This is a genomic window from bacterium (assembly GCA_040755755.1).
Classification (GTDB): Bacteria; SZUA-182; SZUA-182; order DTGQ01; family DTGQ01; genus DTGQ01.
In genome coordinates, this window is the sequence record JBFLZW010000040.1 from 1 (window position 1) to 13,156 (window position 13,156).

Annotated in this window: 15 protein-coding genes, 2 tRNA genes and 1 other RNA gene; all 18 read right to left on the bottom strand. The window is 50.2% G+C overall.

The features are described from left to right. Positions 1 to 294: 294 nt before the first annotated feature. Positions 295 to 447, bottom strand: a complete 153-nt coding sequence (locus tag AB1611_12955; GenBank protein ID MEW6380499.1) for a hypothetical protein — start codon at positions 445 to 447, stop codon at positions 295 to 297. A 37-nt stretch (positions 448 to 484) separates the two neighbouring features. Further along, positions 485 to 1,351, bottom strand: coding sequence for a DNA methylase (locus AB1611_12960; protein MEW6380500.1), 867 nt, complete (start codon positions 1,349 to 1,351; stop codon positions 485 to 487). A 4-nt stretch (positions 1,352 to 1,355) separates the two neighbouring features. Beyond that, entirely contained in the window at positions 1,356 to 2,678 is a 1,323-nt protein-coding gene (locus tag AB1611_12965) for a DNA methyltransferase (GenBank protein MEW6380501.1), read from the bottom strand. Positions 2,679 to 2,851: 173 nt separating this feature from the next. Then, positions 2,852 to 3,457, bottom strand: coding sequence for a glycerol-3-phosphate 1-O-acyltransferase PlsY (gene plsY, locus AB1611_12970; protein ID MEW6380502.1), 606 nt, complete (start codon positions 3,455 to 3,457; stop codon positions 2,852 to 2,854). Between the two features lie 16 nt (positions 3,458 to 3,473). Continuing rightward, the gene (gene pgsA / locus AB1611_12975) at positions 3,474 to 4,013 is read right to left on the bottom strand and encodes a CDP-diacylglycerol--glycerol-3-phosphate 3-phosphatidyltransferase (protein MEW6380503.1); all 540 of its coding nucleotides are present in this window, start codon (positions 4,011 to 4,013) and stop codon (positions 3,474 to 3,476) included. A 62-nt stretch (positions 4,014 to 4,075) separates the two neighbouring features. Further along, a complete protein-coding gene (locus AB1611_12980) occupies positions 4,076 to 5,347 on the bottom strand; it encodes a CBS domain-containing protein (GenBank protein MEW6380504.1) in 1,272 nt (423 codons plus the stop codon). A gap of 219 nt (positions 5,348 to 5,566) precedes the next feature. Next, positions 5,567 to 6,502, bottom strand: a complete 936-nt coding sequence (locus tag AB1611_12985) for a thiamine pyrophosphate-dependent enzyme (protein MEW6380505.1) — start codon at positions 6,500 to 6,502, stop codon at positions 5,567 to 5,569. Between the two features lie 48 nt (positions 6,503 to 6,550). After that, the gene (gene porA / locus AB1611_12990; GenBank protein MEW6380506.1) at positions 6,551 to 7,732 is read right to left on the bottom strand and encodes a pyruvate ferredoxin oxidoreductase; all 1,182 of its coding nucleotides are present in this window, start codon (positions 7,730 to 7,732) and stop codon (positions 6,551 to 6,553) included. 45 nt (positions 7,733 to 7,777) lie between these two features. After that, positions 7,778 to 8,071, bottom strand: coding sequence for a 4Fe-4S binding protein (locus AB1611_12995; protein ID MEW6380507.1), 294 nt, complete (start codon positions 8,069 to 8,071; stop codon positions 7,778 to 7,780). After that, complete coding sequence (locus AB1611_13000; GenBank protein ID MEW6380508.1) at positions 8,068 to 8,640, bottom strand: 2-oxoacid:acceptor oxidoreductase family protein; 573 nt, start codon at positions 8,638 to 8,640, stop codon at positions 8,068 to 8,070. Before AB1611_13000 ends, AB1611_12995 begins: the two co-directional genes overlap by 4 nt. Positions 8,641 to 8,728: 88 nt before the next feature. Then, complete coding sequence (recR, locus tag AB1611_13005) at positions 8,729 to 9,322, bottom strand: recombination mediator RecR (protein ID MEW6380509.1); 594 nt, start codon at positions 9,320 to 9,322, stop codon at positions 8,729 to 8,731. A 28-nt stretch (positions 9,323 to 9,350) separates the two neighbouring features. Next, a complete protein-coding gene (locus AB1611_13010; protein MEW6380510.1) occupies positions 9,351 to 9,662 on the bottom strand; it encodes a YbaB/EbfC family nucleoid-associated protein in 312 nt (103 codons plus the stop codon). A 91-nt stretch (positions 9,663 to 9,753) separates the two neighbouring features. Continuing rightward, entirely contained in the window at positions 9,754 to 11,565 is a 1,812-nt protein-coding gene (gene dnaX, locus AB1611_13015; protein MEW6380511.1) for a DNA polymerase III subunit gamma/tau, read from the bottom strand. 93 nt (positions 11,566 to 11,658) lie between these two features. Then, positions 11,659 to 11,757, bottom strand: an RNA gene (gene ffs, locus AB1611_13020) — signal recognition particle sRNA small type. Positions 11,758 to 11,830: 73 nt separating this feature from the next. Next, positions 11,831 to 11,923, bottom strand: a tRNA-Ser gene (locus AB1611_13025). A gap of 83 nt (positions 11,924 to 12,006) precedes the next feature. Further along, positions 12,007 to 12,104 (bottom strand) — tRNA-Ser (locus tag AB1611_13030). Further along, positions 12,079 to 12,588, bottom strand: coding sequence for a nucleoside deaminase (locus AB1611_13035; GenBank protein MEW6380512.1), 510 nt, complete (start codon positions 12,586 to 12,588; stop codon positions 12,079 to 12,081). Before AB1611_13035 ends, AB1611_13030 begins: the two co-directional genes overlap by 26 nt. Before the next feature lie 375 nt (positions 12,589 to 12,963). Continuing rightward, positions 12,964 to 13,156 (bottom strand): hypothetical protein (locus AB1611_13040; protein ID MEW6380513.1); only part of this gene is annotated, 193 nt, incomplete at its 5' end.

Here is a 13,156-nt window from a genome sequence, read left to right on the forward strand (position 1 = left end):
GCCTCCGGTATCATGGTCTTTAGTTTTTTTCTGCCCATATAATACCGGAAACTTCAGTCAGGGGTGGGGGAATTTTGCGTTGTCACAAACCCCTAAAATGGGGGAATTTTAGATTATCACAATCAGACAATTACTCTGTAGGTTGCTATACACTAAAATTGGGATGAATTTGTGACGTAGTTTTTCGCCCTGCGATGGGGAATTTTAATTGTCGTCAATGGGGAAAAATAATTGTCGCTGATCAGAAACTACATATTGACCAGACTCCTCTATGTATGGCTGATGCATACTGGCTCATGGGTAATAAAAAGAGGATGGAGATCTCAGGTCGATAGAAACCATCGCCGTGACCTCAGCATATTCCATATCGGCTATCATTGGCTTGTCCGGCAACTTGCCCAGGCGCTCCCTCTCCACATCGGATTCAGACTTTATTTCTGGTTGCATCTTCCAAATCTGACAGATAGCTAGGAGCCAGGTTTTTCTAACTCAGTAAGGACTTTAAGAACTTAATAATCCTATCTTTATTTGAGAATTCAGCTTCTATTCTATCGTAGTTACTATATTCAACAATTACCTCATATCTTCTCAACCCACCTTCAGGTGGAGATTCATGATAGCTCTCGATAAAGTCTACTGCTGCCTGAATATCTTGAAAGCATCTGTCGTGGCCATAGAGAGGGATAATAAGTATTTTGTTGATCATTCTGTCTATTGTCTCCGCCAACAAATTGAAAAAATGGTCTATTTGCTCTTTATTCAACGAGATCAGCATCTGCTTGAGACCTTCCCGTTCCGAGACAGCCAACTCTTCAATTTTTTTGACACACTGCTTGAATTCATCATCAGGCGTGAACTCATCGAAACGCACATCGATATTTGCACAACAGAATGCGTCAGTAATAGTTTTGTAGGGTATATACAGAACCTTAAATCCGAACGATTCCAATTGGTTAATTGAGTTATCGGTAAAAATACCCGCTAATACAACACCAAGGAAGGGGGCTTCCAGATTATGGCATTCTGCTACGGGAAGAACGGCACCCTGGATTTCCTGGACTTTGTTTCTTGAATGTTTCGTGTACCTTCTCCACGCAGCTTCAATGATAGCTATGGGCTGCCCTGTCTTATCAGGTGAACCGTCCCTCTCAATAACGAAATCCAAGTCATGTTCGTTACCATATTTATCCTTCCAGGTTACTTTACTTCCCCTTCGAGCTTTGCCCCGGTGTCCTTTTTTATCAAGATATAATCCCCTCTGCTCACAGAAATCTGTCAAGATTGAGCTGATTATTTCCTCAAGCAGGTTCCCGATGATTTGTCCAAACTTATGAGATGGAGATTTTGCCATAAAACTAGCCTTCTACCCAGAGTTGGCCTTCATGGAGGGGGATTTTATGTTTTCGGTTCTTCCACTTGATGTTCCTGTCTCTGATTTTTTCGAATCTATACTGCTGAAAGCCTGCTGCTAATGCCAGTTCACCGAGCCACTTATCAACAGGTACGTAGATACCATACGGCGCACAATCACCAATAACAAAACAAACTGTGGACCCATCTTTGCAAAAATGACGGAGAATACGCCATACGTTTGCCAAGTCAATGAAATAGGCAGCGACCATGGTGTGGTAGGTTTTTCTTCCTCCTTTGCTTTCACGTATTTTTTCGAGATCCTGGCAGACAACCGTAACCTCTTTATATATTGGAGCCAGCAATGGATCGGCCAGCAAGTCACTTAACGTCAGACGCTCTGCCGCGGAATGTTGTGAACAGGATCTCACCAGATGCTGGCGTACAGCCCCCTGTAAGTCTCCCCAGCCAGAAACTTCACCCCAGAATGTCATTTCAAGTCTTGTGGCATCAGCATAGTCATAGTTGTTTGGGTAAGGGGGAGAAGTAATAACAAGGTCAAACGCCTCTTTTATTGGGATATTCGGATTTCTTGCATCAGTGAGAAACATACGTGCGTTATGTTTCCACCCTGTCCTTTGGACGAAGAGCATGCCATGTGCTATCTCTTTGGCTTTTTCCGTAAATGCGGAGAAAGGATCGAGAACCTTGGATTTTTTTTTGTTTGGAAGGATATACTGCCATTGAGCAGTCCCTGCCGTACTGCATGGCCTTAAAATAGCTGTAAGGATGAGCCATACAAGTTCCCATATTGGATCATCTTCCTTTCGTAACTTCAGGTACTGCTCACGCAGGGCATCTAATTTGGCAAGATTTTCTTCAGTATAACACTTTTGGAGTAAGGGAATATGCTGACGGCTTGTAGACATGCCGCTTCTTCTTGCCCTTTGGACAACTTCGTCAGCGTAGTGGAATAAAGCATATGGATTGAGATACCACAAAAGTTTAGCCTGGGCAACACGATAAATAAACGGGTGAGTCTCAAAACCAATACAGTTTTGACCGGCAGCATCTGCAGCCAGGAGTGTTGTGCCAGAGCCAGCAAAAGGATCGAGAATAGAAAGAGGCTCTTCTTTTTTATATCGTTCGATAACAGCTTGTACCCATTCTGCTGAGAAACCAGCAGAGTAACGAAACCACTGGTGAACAGGCAATTTCATATTATCAGTAAACGTGCCAGAGCGCTGCCTTCTGAGATGTGCTCCTGCTTCAGGCTTCGTATCAGGTTGCTCATCCGGGAAAAGTGATAACTGCAGTGATGAATTCATAACGGAATACCTTTATTAAGCTCATAGCTTATAATATCCAACGGATCACTTATGAAGAGTGCTCAATATTCGATATGCTGGAAGTTTCCGTTTTATAACTTCCCAATTGGTCTAGTATACCATATTTTTATTTCGAGGGGAATTTCTGGTTCTGGCGGTTAAGGGCCGAAGTATCAAGTACGTTTTTTCCGTTTGCCCATCCTGTTTTCGGTACCGGCCATAAGCCGCTGGATATTCGACCGGTGCTTGAAGATCAGGAGAGCGGCAGCCGGCAGAGAGGTGAAGAACAAGGGGCCGGCCCCCGAAAGGAGGAAGATAAAGGGGGGAAGCGCCACCGCAGCCGAGATCGAAGCCAGGGAGACATAGCGGCTGATTCCCAGAACTCCCATCCAGACCAGCAGGGCAAGAAGAGCAGGGCAGGGGGCAAGGACAAGAAAAACTCCCAGGCTGGTGGCAACACCTTTTCCTCCCCTGAATCGGTTGAAGATGGACCAGTCATGGCCAATGATTGCCAGTAACCCAAGAGCGGATGGCATGGCCGGAGAAGTGAAGAATATCTTTCCCAGGAGGACAGCGGCTATGCCCTTGGTCAGGTCGCCAAGAAGCGTGAAAATGGCCGCTTTTTTCCCGACGGCGCGCAGCACATTGGTAGCTCCGATATTTTTGCTTCCAACCTGCTGGATATCGACCCGGTGCCTTCGGGCGATCAGGATGCCAAAAGGAATAGACCCAAGGAGGTAGGATATAAGAAAAAAGAATGCCGGTTTCAGGGCTGCCAATTTGTGCTTCTCCTGTCTAGGTGGTCAGCTTGACTTCCCGGTTGAATTTTATCACATACTCGACCCCTGAGATTATGGCCATAATCATGGCCCCCCAGAGCAGAATGCGGCCCAGGGGGATTTCCCCCAGGACCGGAAACGGAAACTTGTCCAGGATGAGAAAGGAAACGGCCAGGATTTCACTGACCGCTTTATATTTCCCCATTTTACTGGCCGCAATGACTACTCCCTGCGAAGCGGCCACAGAGCGTATCCCGGTAATGGCGATTTCCCGGCTGACAATGACCACCACGATCCATGCCGGGGCCAGACCCATTTCAACCAGGGAAATGAGGGCTGAGGAGATCAGCAATTTGTCAGCCATGGGGTCCAGCAGCTTGCCCAGGGTGGTGGTCTGCTTCGATTTTCTGGCAATGTAGCCGTCCAGCCAGTCGGTCAGGGATGCCAGGAGAAAGATACTCAGAGCCAGAAGGTTACTGAATCGGGTCAGGAGCACGGTCACGAGGACAGGCACGAGAAAGATTCGGGCTATCGAAAGTTTATTCGGTAAGGTCATGGTTAACTTTCATGGCAAAAATTCCCCTCCCTGACCACTGATCACTGGCCACTGATCATTTTTCACAACCCCACCCGCTTGACCAGTTCCGCTTTGAGTATCTGGAAGATATGAGCATGTTCCACAACGCCGAGCAGGGCTTGAGTTGCTTCATCCACTACCGGCAGGTGGGCCGTGCCTTTCTCCAGGAACAGGTCCATGGCCTCTTTCAGGGTTCCCAGGGGAGAGATGGAGGGAAAATCAGCACGGTAAAAGTCCCGTGCGTAAACGATATCATTCAGACTCTGGTCCAGGAGCACATTTCTGGCCTCATGCAGGGTGATAACTCCCAGATAGGTTTTGTTACGATCGACCACGGGGAAAAATATCCGCTGGCTGTTCTTGAAAACTTCCATCACCTCTTTGACCGGCATATCTGCATAAATAAACTCGATATCCGTATCCATCGCCTCCCGGACGGTCATGGAAGCCAGAATATGCTTTTCAAAATCGAGCGTTGAGGCGATTTCGTGTGTTACCTGGTACCAGGAGGCCAATTCCTCGCGGGAATAGCGCAGCCGCTCAGCCAGTTCATTGATCAGATTGACGATCTCGCCGATCTCGTCTGTTGAAGAGAAATCAATCTGCCGTAAATTTCCCGATATGACAGAAATTCCCCGCATTTGGGAAATGATTTCCCTGACCGGATAATCAATCATTCTGCGCAGGGTAATATACAGGATAGTCAGGATAACCAGAATGGTGACTACCGAGCTTACGCCCATTTGAGTCAGGAGAAGAGCCTTTCGCTTATCAGGTCTGGTTTGGACGAAATCGGCCAGAAAGAAGCCCAGGACCTTCTGGCTGCCGGCATGACAGCGCTGACATGATGGCCGGTTCAGGATCGGGGTAAAGTGGCGGATTACCTCTTTACCTTCGGAAAAATAGGTCTGAATTACCGGGCGGGGAATTTCGAGCTGGTGATCGTTGTTGTTATGGCAAAGAAGGCATTCCTGCGTTTCAGGATTGACTTTGTTTGTGGACCCGTCCCCCGTGCTGTCGTAGAGGATTTTTCCCTCTTTGGTCAGTAACCGGATTCGGTCGATATTTAACCGCTTTCCAATTTCGGACAGTTTGGTTCGAATCTGCCCGTAATCCTGCCGGGCAAAAAAGTCCTCCAGACCACAGGTAAGGAAATCCGTCAGCTTGCTTTGATAGCTGACCTTATCGTTATATTGCCATGAAGTGCTGGTGTAGATGAAGAGGGCAACAAATGCTCCCCCCATGAGGATTATGGGAATAAGGATAGTAATGATAATCTTTAAGCTGAGCTTGCTCAGTCTGGTCCGTCTCATACCTTAATAGGAGTCAGAAGTCAGGAGTCAGAAGTCAGGAGTCAGAATAAGTTAATGGGGTGGGGCAAAAGCCCCACCCTCCATTTGATTCCTCAAATAAAGCCGCTGGCTTTATTGCCCTGCGGCCTTTCCCTGACTACTCCGCGAACTGACTACTGCCTGCTGATAACTGATAACTGCTTGCTGTCTTTACTGACCAATGGCCACTGGCCACTGTCTTTACTGACCACTTCCCTCTTCCCGCCTGAGCAGGTTTTCCCACTTGGCATCTATTCCTTCCTGGAGCCGCTGCAGGATGTGCTCATTCTCAGGGTTGAACAGGTGTTTGAATCTGCCCTGGAGTTTCATCCATTCGGTAACGGGCTTCTTCGTTTTGGGCTTGTAGTTGATGGTCACTTTGCCATTCTCGACTTCATACAGCGGCCAGAAGCAGGTTTCAACCGCCAGTCTGGCCAGCTCGATAGCCTGATCGACTCCGCTTCTCCAGCCCCGGTGACAGGGAGCGATGACATTCAGGAACTTTGGTCCCCTGATGGACAAGGCTTTTTCCACCTTGCGGGTCAGGTCCTTCCAGTTGTGGGGTGAGGCTTGTGCCAGATAGGGAATATGGTGGGCTTCCACCACATCGGTCAGGTCTTTGCGGTATTGCTGCTTTCCGGGGATCACCTTTCCGGCCGGGCTGGTGGTGGTATCTGCACCCAGGGGAGTGGAGCTTGACCGCTGGATGCCGGTATTCATGTAGGCACCGTTATCGTAGCAGACATACAGAAAATCGTGTCCCCGCTCAAGCCCTCCGGACAGCGATTGCAGGCCGATATCATAAGTTCCGCCATCGCCGCCGAAGGCAATGAATCTGATTTCTTCATCAACCGGCAGTTTCCCCTTCCGCTTCAGGGACTGGTACATGGCCTCGACACCGCAGGCAGTAGCTGCCGAATTTTCAAAGGCACTGTGGATGAAAGGGACTCTCCACGAAGTATATGGGTAAATGGTCGTGGCAACTTCCAGGCAGCCGGTGGCGGATGAGACAACCACGTTTTTTCCTGCTGCCAGAAGGATCTGCCGGACAACGATCGATGCTCCGCAGCCGGCACACAGGCGATGCCCTCCGGCCAGAAGCTCTTCTCTTTGGGATAATTCTTTTAAAGTGGCCATTTTTCTCCTCGATATTTCCTAACAAGTCCTGTTCCCGGACAGCGGGCTCTATTCCCGGACCGTGAGATAGGTGATAAGTTCCTTGACCTTTCCGGTTTGCCTGATTTCCTGAAGATCCCGGATGACCTGCTCGATATGGGCGATTCCAAGGTCCCGCCCCCCAAGGCCATAGATATAATTGATCACCGCCGGCCGGGGAGAAAGGTCGTACAGGGCGGAGCGGACTTCGGAAAAGACCGGGCCTCCGGCAGCGCCAAAGGAATCACAGCGGTCCATAACTGCCAGGGCTTTAACCTGTCCAAGTGCCGCCTGCAGCTCTTCCATGGGGAATGGACGAAAGAGTCGAAGCTTGATCAGCCCCACCTTGACTCCCCGCTCACGCGCCTCATCTACCACGAACCGGGCGGTTCCGGCTGAAGAGCCGAGGGTGAGGATGGCGATCTCGGCGTCCTCCAGGCGATAGGTTTCAAAAAAGCCGTATTTTCTTCCGCTTACAGCGGCAAAATCCTGAGCCACTTTCAGGATCACCGGCTTGGCAAGTTTCATGGCTTCGGCCTGCTGGCGTTTGTGCTCGGAATAGTAATCCTGAAGGTCCAGTGGTCCGAACGTGACCGGTTGTTTTATATTTAACAGAGGATAGAGGGGGATATACTCCCCGATAAAATCCTTGACCTGCTGATCAGATAAAAGCTCAAGATTTTCAATCGAATGGCTGATGATAAAACCATCCATGCCGACCATTACCGGAAGCCGTACATCCCTGTTCTGGCCGATGACGACGGCCTGAATGAGGTTGTCGTATGCTTCCTGGGCATTTTCCGAATAAAACTGAATCCACCCGGAATCCCTGGCTCCCATGCCGTCACTGTGGTCTCCATGGATATTGATGGGCGCGCTCAGTGCCCGGTTGACCACCATCATGACGATCGGCAGGCGATTGCCGGAGGCGATATAGAGCATTTCCCACATCAGGGCAAGACCATTGGCTGAAGTTGCGGTCATGACCCGTCCGCCTGCTGCGGCAGCCCCGATGCAGGCGCTCATGGCACTATGTTCACTCTCTACCGTCACCAGTTCCGTATCCACTTTCCCGTCGGCAACGAACGAGGCAAACTGCTGCATCACCTCGGTTGAAGGCGTAATCGGATAGGCGGCACAGACATCCGGATTGATTTGCCTCATGGCGTTGGCCACGGCGATATTGCCGGTCATAGCTACCGGTTTCCCCATTTTGTTTAAACCCCCTTCCTTATCATGTGCGCTTTTTGATCCTTATTAGAGTTTGGCTTCCTCAACCATCTGAATCGCGTTGGCCGGACATTCATGGGCACAGACTCCACACCCCTTGCAATAGCGAAGATCAATCCCCTTGATCTTTTCATTTTCGACCGCAATAGCTGAATCCGGGCAGTAAATCCAGCAGAACAGGCAGTTTTTGCAGGACTCCCTGTCCATGACCGGACGAAAAGTCCGCCAGCCCCCGGTTTCATACCGGGCCGAATTTCCCGCTTCAAGGATCATTCCACCGATAGGGATCTCCTTCCACCCCTTCAATTTGCTGGTACTCATTCGCCTTTTACCTCCTCGTAGGCCCGGGTGATGGCCTCAATGTTTTTTTTCACTATCTCGGCACTCAACTTTTTGCCTAAATTGACCTTGGTGTCTTCTATCAGATGTTCCTTGCTGATGGTGTCCGTTATTCTGGCCAGAGCGCCCAGGATGGGAGTATTGGGAATGGGTTTGCCCAGGGTCTCAAGAGCGATGCGCGTTGCATCCACGGTAAAGACCGCTCCATGAGCGATGCGGTAGGTTTCTCGCACCGTTTTGGGATCGTCCGGGGTGTTGATGATGAAGATGGCATCCTGCGGCGTCCCTTCCGTTACATCCACCGTGCCCAGTAAGGTAGCGTCAACCACGGCCACAATTTTGGGATTGGTAACCTGGCAATGAAGCGACATGGGTTTGGCCGAAACCCGGTTGTAGGCCCGCAGGGGTGCCCCCATCCGCTCCGGCCCGTACTCCGGGAATGCCTGGACGTACTTGCCTTGGCTCATAGCCGTTTCAGCAAAGATTTTGGCTGCCGTGACAGTTCCCTGCCCCCCTCTGCCATGCCAGCGCACTTCAGTTATTTCCTGCATAACTGATCCCCCTTATAGAGAAAGTTATGGTGAATGAAAATTGATCCCCCGGACGGGAGATCCTCGTGAGATTTACCATCTTCATAAACTACATCTCCAGCTTCCCTTCAAGGGCTTTCGTAACCGTGACCTCATCGGCATACTCCAGCTCGCTTCCCACAGGAAGCCCCCGGGCAATCCGGTATACCTTGACTCCCAAGGGCTTGAGGAGTCGTGAAAGATAGGTGGCGGTGGCTTCTCCTTCCGCATTCGGGTTGGTAGCCAGGATCACTTCTTTCACCGCCGCAGATTTGACCCGCTCAATCAGACTGTCGATTTTCAGGTTTTCCGGCCCGATCCCATCCAGGGGAGAAATGGCTCCCATGAGAACATGGTACATCCCCCGGTATTCTCCCGTCTTTTCAATGACCAGGATGTCTTTGGGCTCTTCCACTACACAGATGGTCTGGCCGTCACGTTTGGTATTGGTGCAGATCTCGCAGGGGTCTGTCTCGGTAATATTGCTGCAAATAGAGCAGTATCTTACCTTCTCCTTGACCTGCATGATTGCCCTGGCCAGTTTATCCGCCTCCTGGCCGGAGATCCTCAATACATAAAAAGAAAGACGCTGGGCTGTTTTTAAGCCGATGCCGGGCATCTTTTTAAATTCTTTTACCAGTTCATCCACTGCTCGAATAGACACAGCTTTTTCTTATATTCCCCCTGACAGGTTAAAATAACCCTGGGATTTTTAAATTTCCGGTGGCTTTATTGATAGCCTGGGCTACCATTTCCTGAGCATTGTCTATGGCCTTGTTGACAGCGGCAATGACCAGGTCCTGAAGCATTTCGATATCCTGCGGGTTAACCACTTCGGGATCGATTTTAATCTCGACGATACGCTGCTTGCCATTGGCCACCACTTTAACCATGCCTCCCCCTGCCTCGGCCTCCACAGTCTGCAATTCAACTTCCTTCTGCACCCGAAGTACCTTGGCCTGTATTTCCTGGGCTTGCTTCATCATTTGATTGAAACCCTTCATTTTTCCCTCCGCGAATGAAAAAGTTATCAGCTATCAGTTTTCCTGCTGACCACTGACCACTTGTGCTCATGGTGATTGTTTTCCCCAGTACTTAATCTTTCCGGAGAAAGGATACATCAGTTTGCACTATCTGAGCTGAAAATATTTCCGTTATAATCCTGGCCATAGGATAACGGCTTATTATAGCATCAATTTCCGTGGACGTACAGCCCTCTTTTTCCTCAGAAGATAAACACTTACCCTGGCCTGATGATTCTCTGGCGCGGCATTCCAGGCGATAATGAGCACCGAAAACGGTTTGGCACCACCTTTGGAGCACTGACCGGGTTCCTTCCTTATTGATCGTATCCAGGTAAAAGGGAGGGTTTTTCGGGAAGGAGAGAGTAACAGTATCCCCGGTAATTGAGTCCAGCCTGGCCTGCTGAAGAATCGGGGCCAGGGTCTGTTTCTCTTTTTTAATGCCATTGAGCATCGCAGACCATTTTTGCTCTGTGGAGGCCGGGGGACTTGCGGATGCCGGGGCTGCCGGGGTGGTGAAGGAGAGGGGAGAAGGGGAAGAAGAGGATAATTCCTCCGGTTCAAGGGGGCTGCAAGGCGTTTCCCCGACTGAAAGCGGCCTGCCCTGGGGGGCGGCGGGTTTGAGGAATCCGGCTGGCCCGGCTGACAGCGGCGGCTCGTGCAGCGGTGCATCCGGGGAAGGGGATGCAGGTGAATCTTTCGGTTCCACTTCTCCTTCTGCCATAAGCGTCCCGCCCAGGCGGAGGGCTTCTTCCAGGGCCGACATCCGCCGCAGAATCTCCGCAAACGAAGCCGATAGCTCCATTCTGGCCATCTGAACCAGAGTCATCTCCAGGATGATCTGCGGATGCGAGGCTCCCCTCATCCGGTCAAGGCTCTGAACCAGGAGTTGAAAATACTGCTGAAGATCCTCCAGGCAGACAAGGTCGCTCTGCTTTTTCAGCGGCAGCACTTCATCTTCACTGAGATCGAGCAGCGGGGCCGGATCATGGCAGGTTTTGCAAACCAGAAGATCCCGCAGGTAGTGCAGCAGTTGTTCGGCAAAAAAGCGAAGGTCATAGCCGCGCTCCAGGACCTGGGCAATACCTGATAAAATAGCCTGCGGCTGGTGGTTGAAGACCGCTGCCCAGATTGCCTGTATCTGGTCTTTCTTGACCATTCCCAAAAGGTAGAGCACTTCATCGTAGCTGATATCTCCCTCACTGCACGAGATAACCTGATCGAGAATGCTCTGGGCATCCCGCATACTTCCATCGGCAGACCGGGCAATGAGCGCAAGAACGGATGCCGATACCTCCCACCCCTGGGACTTCACCACATCCTGCAGTGCGGCGGCGATTTCTCTCGGCTGGAGTCTTTTAAAGTCAAACCGCTGGCAGCGGGACAGAATCGTGGCCGGGATCTTGTGAGGTTCGGTTGTGGCAAAAATGAAAATGGCATGGCCGGGAGGCTCCTCCAGGGTTTTTAACAGCGCATTGAAAGCTGCGGTCGACAGCATGTGAACTTCATCAACAATGTAAATCTTGTAACGTCCGGCGGTTGGCACATAACGGATTTTTTCCCGCAGATCCCTGATATCATCCACGCTGTTATTGGAAGCGCCGTCGATTTCCAGGACATCCACAAAGCTGCCCTGAGTGATTTCCTGGCAGACTGCACAGCTATTGCAGGGCTCCCCCTTGCTGGCATTGGGGCAGTTGAGAGATTTAGCCAGAATTCTGGCTGTCGTGGTCTTGCCAACCCCGCGGGGGCCGGTAAACAGGAAGGAATGGGCAATTCGTCCGGACAGGATACTGTTTTTCAGCGTCTGGGTGATGTGCTGCTGCCCTACGACCTCCTGGAAAGCCTTCGGGCGACACTTTCTGGCTAAGACAAGATATGACATGAGTGATTGCTGATCAGGTATTCGATTAGATGATTATGAGAAAAATTCGAAATCCATCAGGCTGATGCCCCGGACTGTCAGCAGGCAATCAGTGCCCCCCAGGTACCCCTACGCACGCAGAAGTGTTTACTTACCGTTGCTACCTTCCGGTCCTGGCGGGGTTCATAAATTCCTGCTGCATAGGACCTGGGGGTTTCTGTATTTACCTGTCATGCTCACAACGCCTTTCGGCATCAGAGAAATGCTCGCCGCTAAAACTCATGAATGGCGGAGAGAGAGGGATTCGAACCCTCGAGGCGGCTTCTAACCACCCACACGATTTCCAGTCGTGCTCCTTAAGCCTCTCGGACATCTCTCCAACTCGGCTGTGCTGTGCTTAATGCCTTTTCCGGCATCAGAGAAATACATACCACATTCAGGACACGAAAGTCCATTGAAAAATGGCGGAGAGGGTGGGATTCGAACCCACGTGCCCTGCTCATCACAGGACAAGTCGATTTCGAGTCGACCCCGTTACGGCCAGACTTCGGTACCTCTCCGTGAACTTTCATTCCTCAGTTGAGCAAAAAAATTCTGAAGTAAAAATAACGACTGCGATTTCCCTACTCCTTCAATGACCCGCAGGTTTTTATCTCCCCACAGTCCGATCACGCCGATTTTCGATCGCACGGAACCGGTTTTTGGCTCTCTGAGAGCATAAACCAGTTCCGAAATCCTGGCCAGGAGGATAGCTCCCAGACACATGAGGCAGGGCTCTACGGTTACATACATTCGGCAACCCGTCAACCTCCAGGTGCCGAGAGTAGAACCCGCCTGCCGGATGGCCAGAATCTCCGCATGGGCCGTAGGGTCCCCGGTTTCCTCAACCTGATTATGCCCCCGGCCAATGACCGCCTCCCCCTGAACCACGACGGCTCCGATGGGAACCTCGTTTTCCTTCAGAGCAAGCCCGGCTTCCTCCAAAGCAGCATCCATGAAAATTTCATGGATATTAATATCTTCTCTCCTGCTGTCCGGCACCATGATCTAGCCTATAGTATCAGTATAAGCCTCGTAGTGTCAAGTAGTTTAATCGAGGTAAGAATTATCGGACCGAGTTTCCTCACCCACGTTGGCCACATATAAGGGCCACATATAAGCAAATTTTGAGAGTAAGGAATATGAATTTCCTGTTGACTATTATACATGTATATGATTAACTTTTAATGAAAGGCCGATACATGCAAAGAGGAATAAGATAATGTCTGATAAGAAAATAAATAAGGTCTCTCGGGTTAATGACAGCATTGCGGTTAGCAAAATAGTCAGTAAAAAAGACCCTTCTCCTTCAAAGATCTCGACTCATGTCAGCAGGATAGTTAAAAGCCCACCGATATCAGGGTCTTTCAAATCATCTGATTATAAAAGAGCTGTTTTGACTGCTATATCCAAAAGTAGCAGTAGCCATTCATAATATCTAAAGGCAATGGCACTTACATAAGCCAAGCTTATAATATAGAGAGGACACAAAGCACACAGGGAAAAAAGATCTCCCGCAGAGACGCAGAGACGCAGAGAACAACCAATCCGGCAAGGTCCTGATGAAAGTCGG

Excerpts from the sequence above, each read along its gene's own strand:
- AB1611_12955 (MEW6380499.1), bottom strand. The coding sequence starts at position 447 with ATGCAACCAGAAATAAAGTCTGAATCCGATGTGGAGAGGGAGCGCCTG.
- AB1611_12960 (MEW6380500.1), bottom strand. The coding sequence starts at position 1,351 with ATGGCAAAATCTCCATCTCATAAGTTTGGACAAATCATCGGGAACCTG.
- AB1611_12965 (MEW6380501.1), bottom strand. The coding sequence starts at position 2,678 with ATGAATTCATCACTGCAGTTATCACTTTTCCCGGATGAGCAACCTGAT.
- pgsA (MEW6380503.1), bottom strand. The coding sequence starts at position 4,013 with ATGACCTTACCGAATAAACTTTCGATAGCCCGAATCTTTCTCGTGCCT.
- AB1611_12980 (MEW6380504.1), bottom strand. The coding sequence starts at position 5,347 with ATGAGACGGACCAGACTGAGCAAGCTCAGCTTAAAGATTATCATTACT.
- AB1611_12985 (MEW6380505.1), bottom strand. The coding sequence starts at position 6,502 with ATGGCCACTTTAAAAGAATTATCCCAAAGAGAAGAGCTTCTGGCCGGA.
- porA (MEW6380506.1), bottom strand. The coding sequence starts at position 7,732 with ATGGGGAAACCGGTAGCTATGACCGGCAATATCGCCGTGGCCAACGCC.
- AB1611_12995 (MEW6380507.1), bottom strand. The coding sequence starts at position 8,071 with ATGAGTACCAGCAAATTGAAGGGGTGGAAGGAGATCCCTATCGGTGGA.
- AB1611_13000 (MEW6380508.1), bottom strand. The coding sequence starts at position 8,640 with ATGCAGGAAATAACTGAAGTGCGCTGGCATGGCAGAGGGGGGCAGGGA.
- AB1611_13010 (MEW6380510.1), bottom strand. The coding sequence starts at position 9,662 with ATGAAGGGTTTCAATCAAATGATGAAGCAAGCCCAGGAAATACAGGCC.
- dnaX (MEW6380511.1), bottom strand. The coding sequence starts at position 11,565 with ATGTCATATCTTGTCTTAGCCAGAAAGTGTCGCCCGAAGGCTTTCCAG.
- AB1611_13035 (MEW6380512.1), bottom strand. The coding sequence starts at position 12,588 with ATGGTGCCGGACAGCAGGAGAGAAGATATTAATATCCATGAAATTTTC.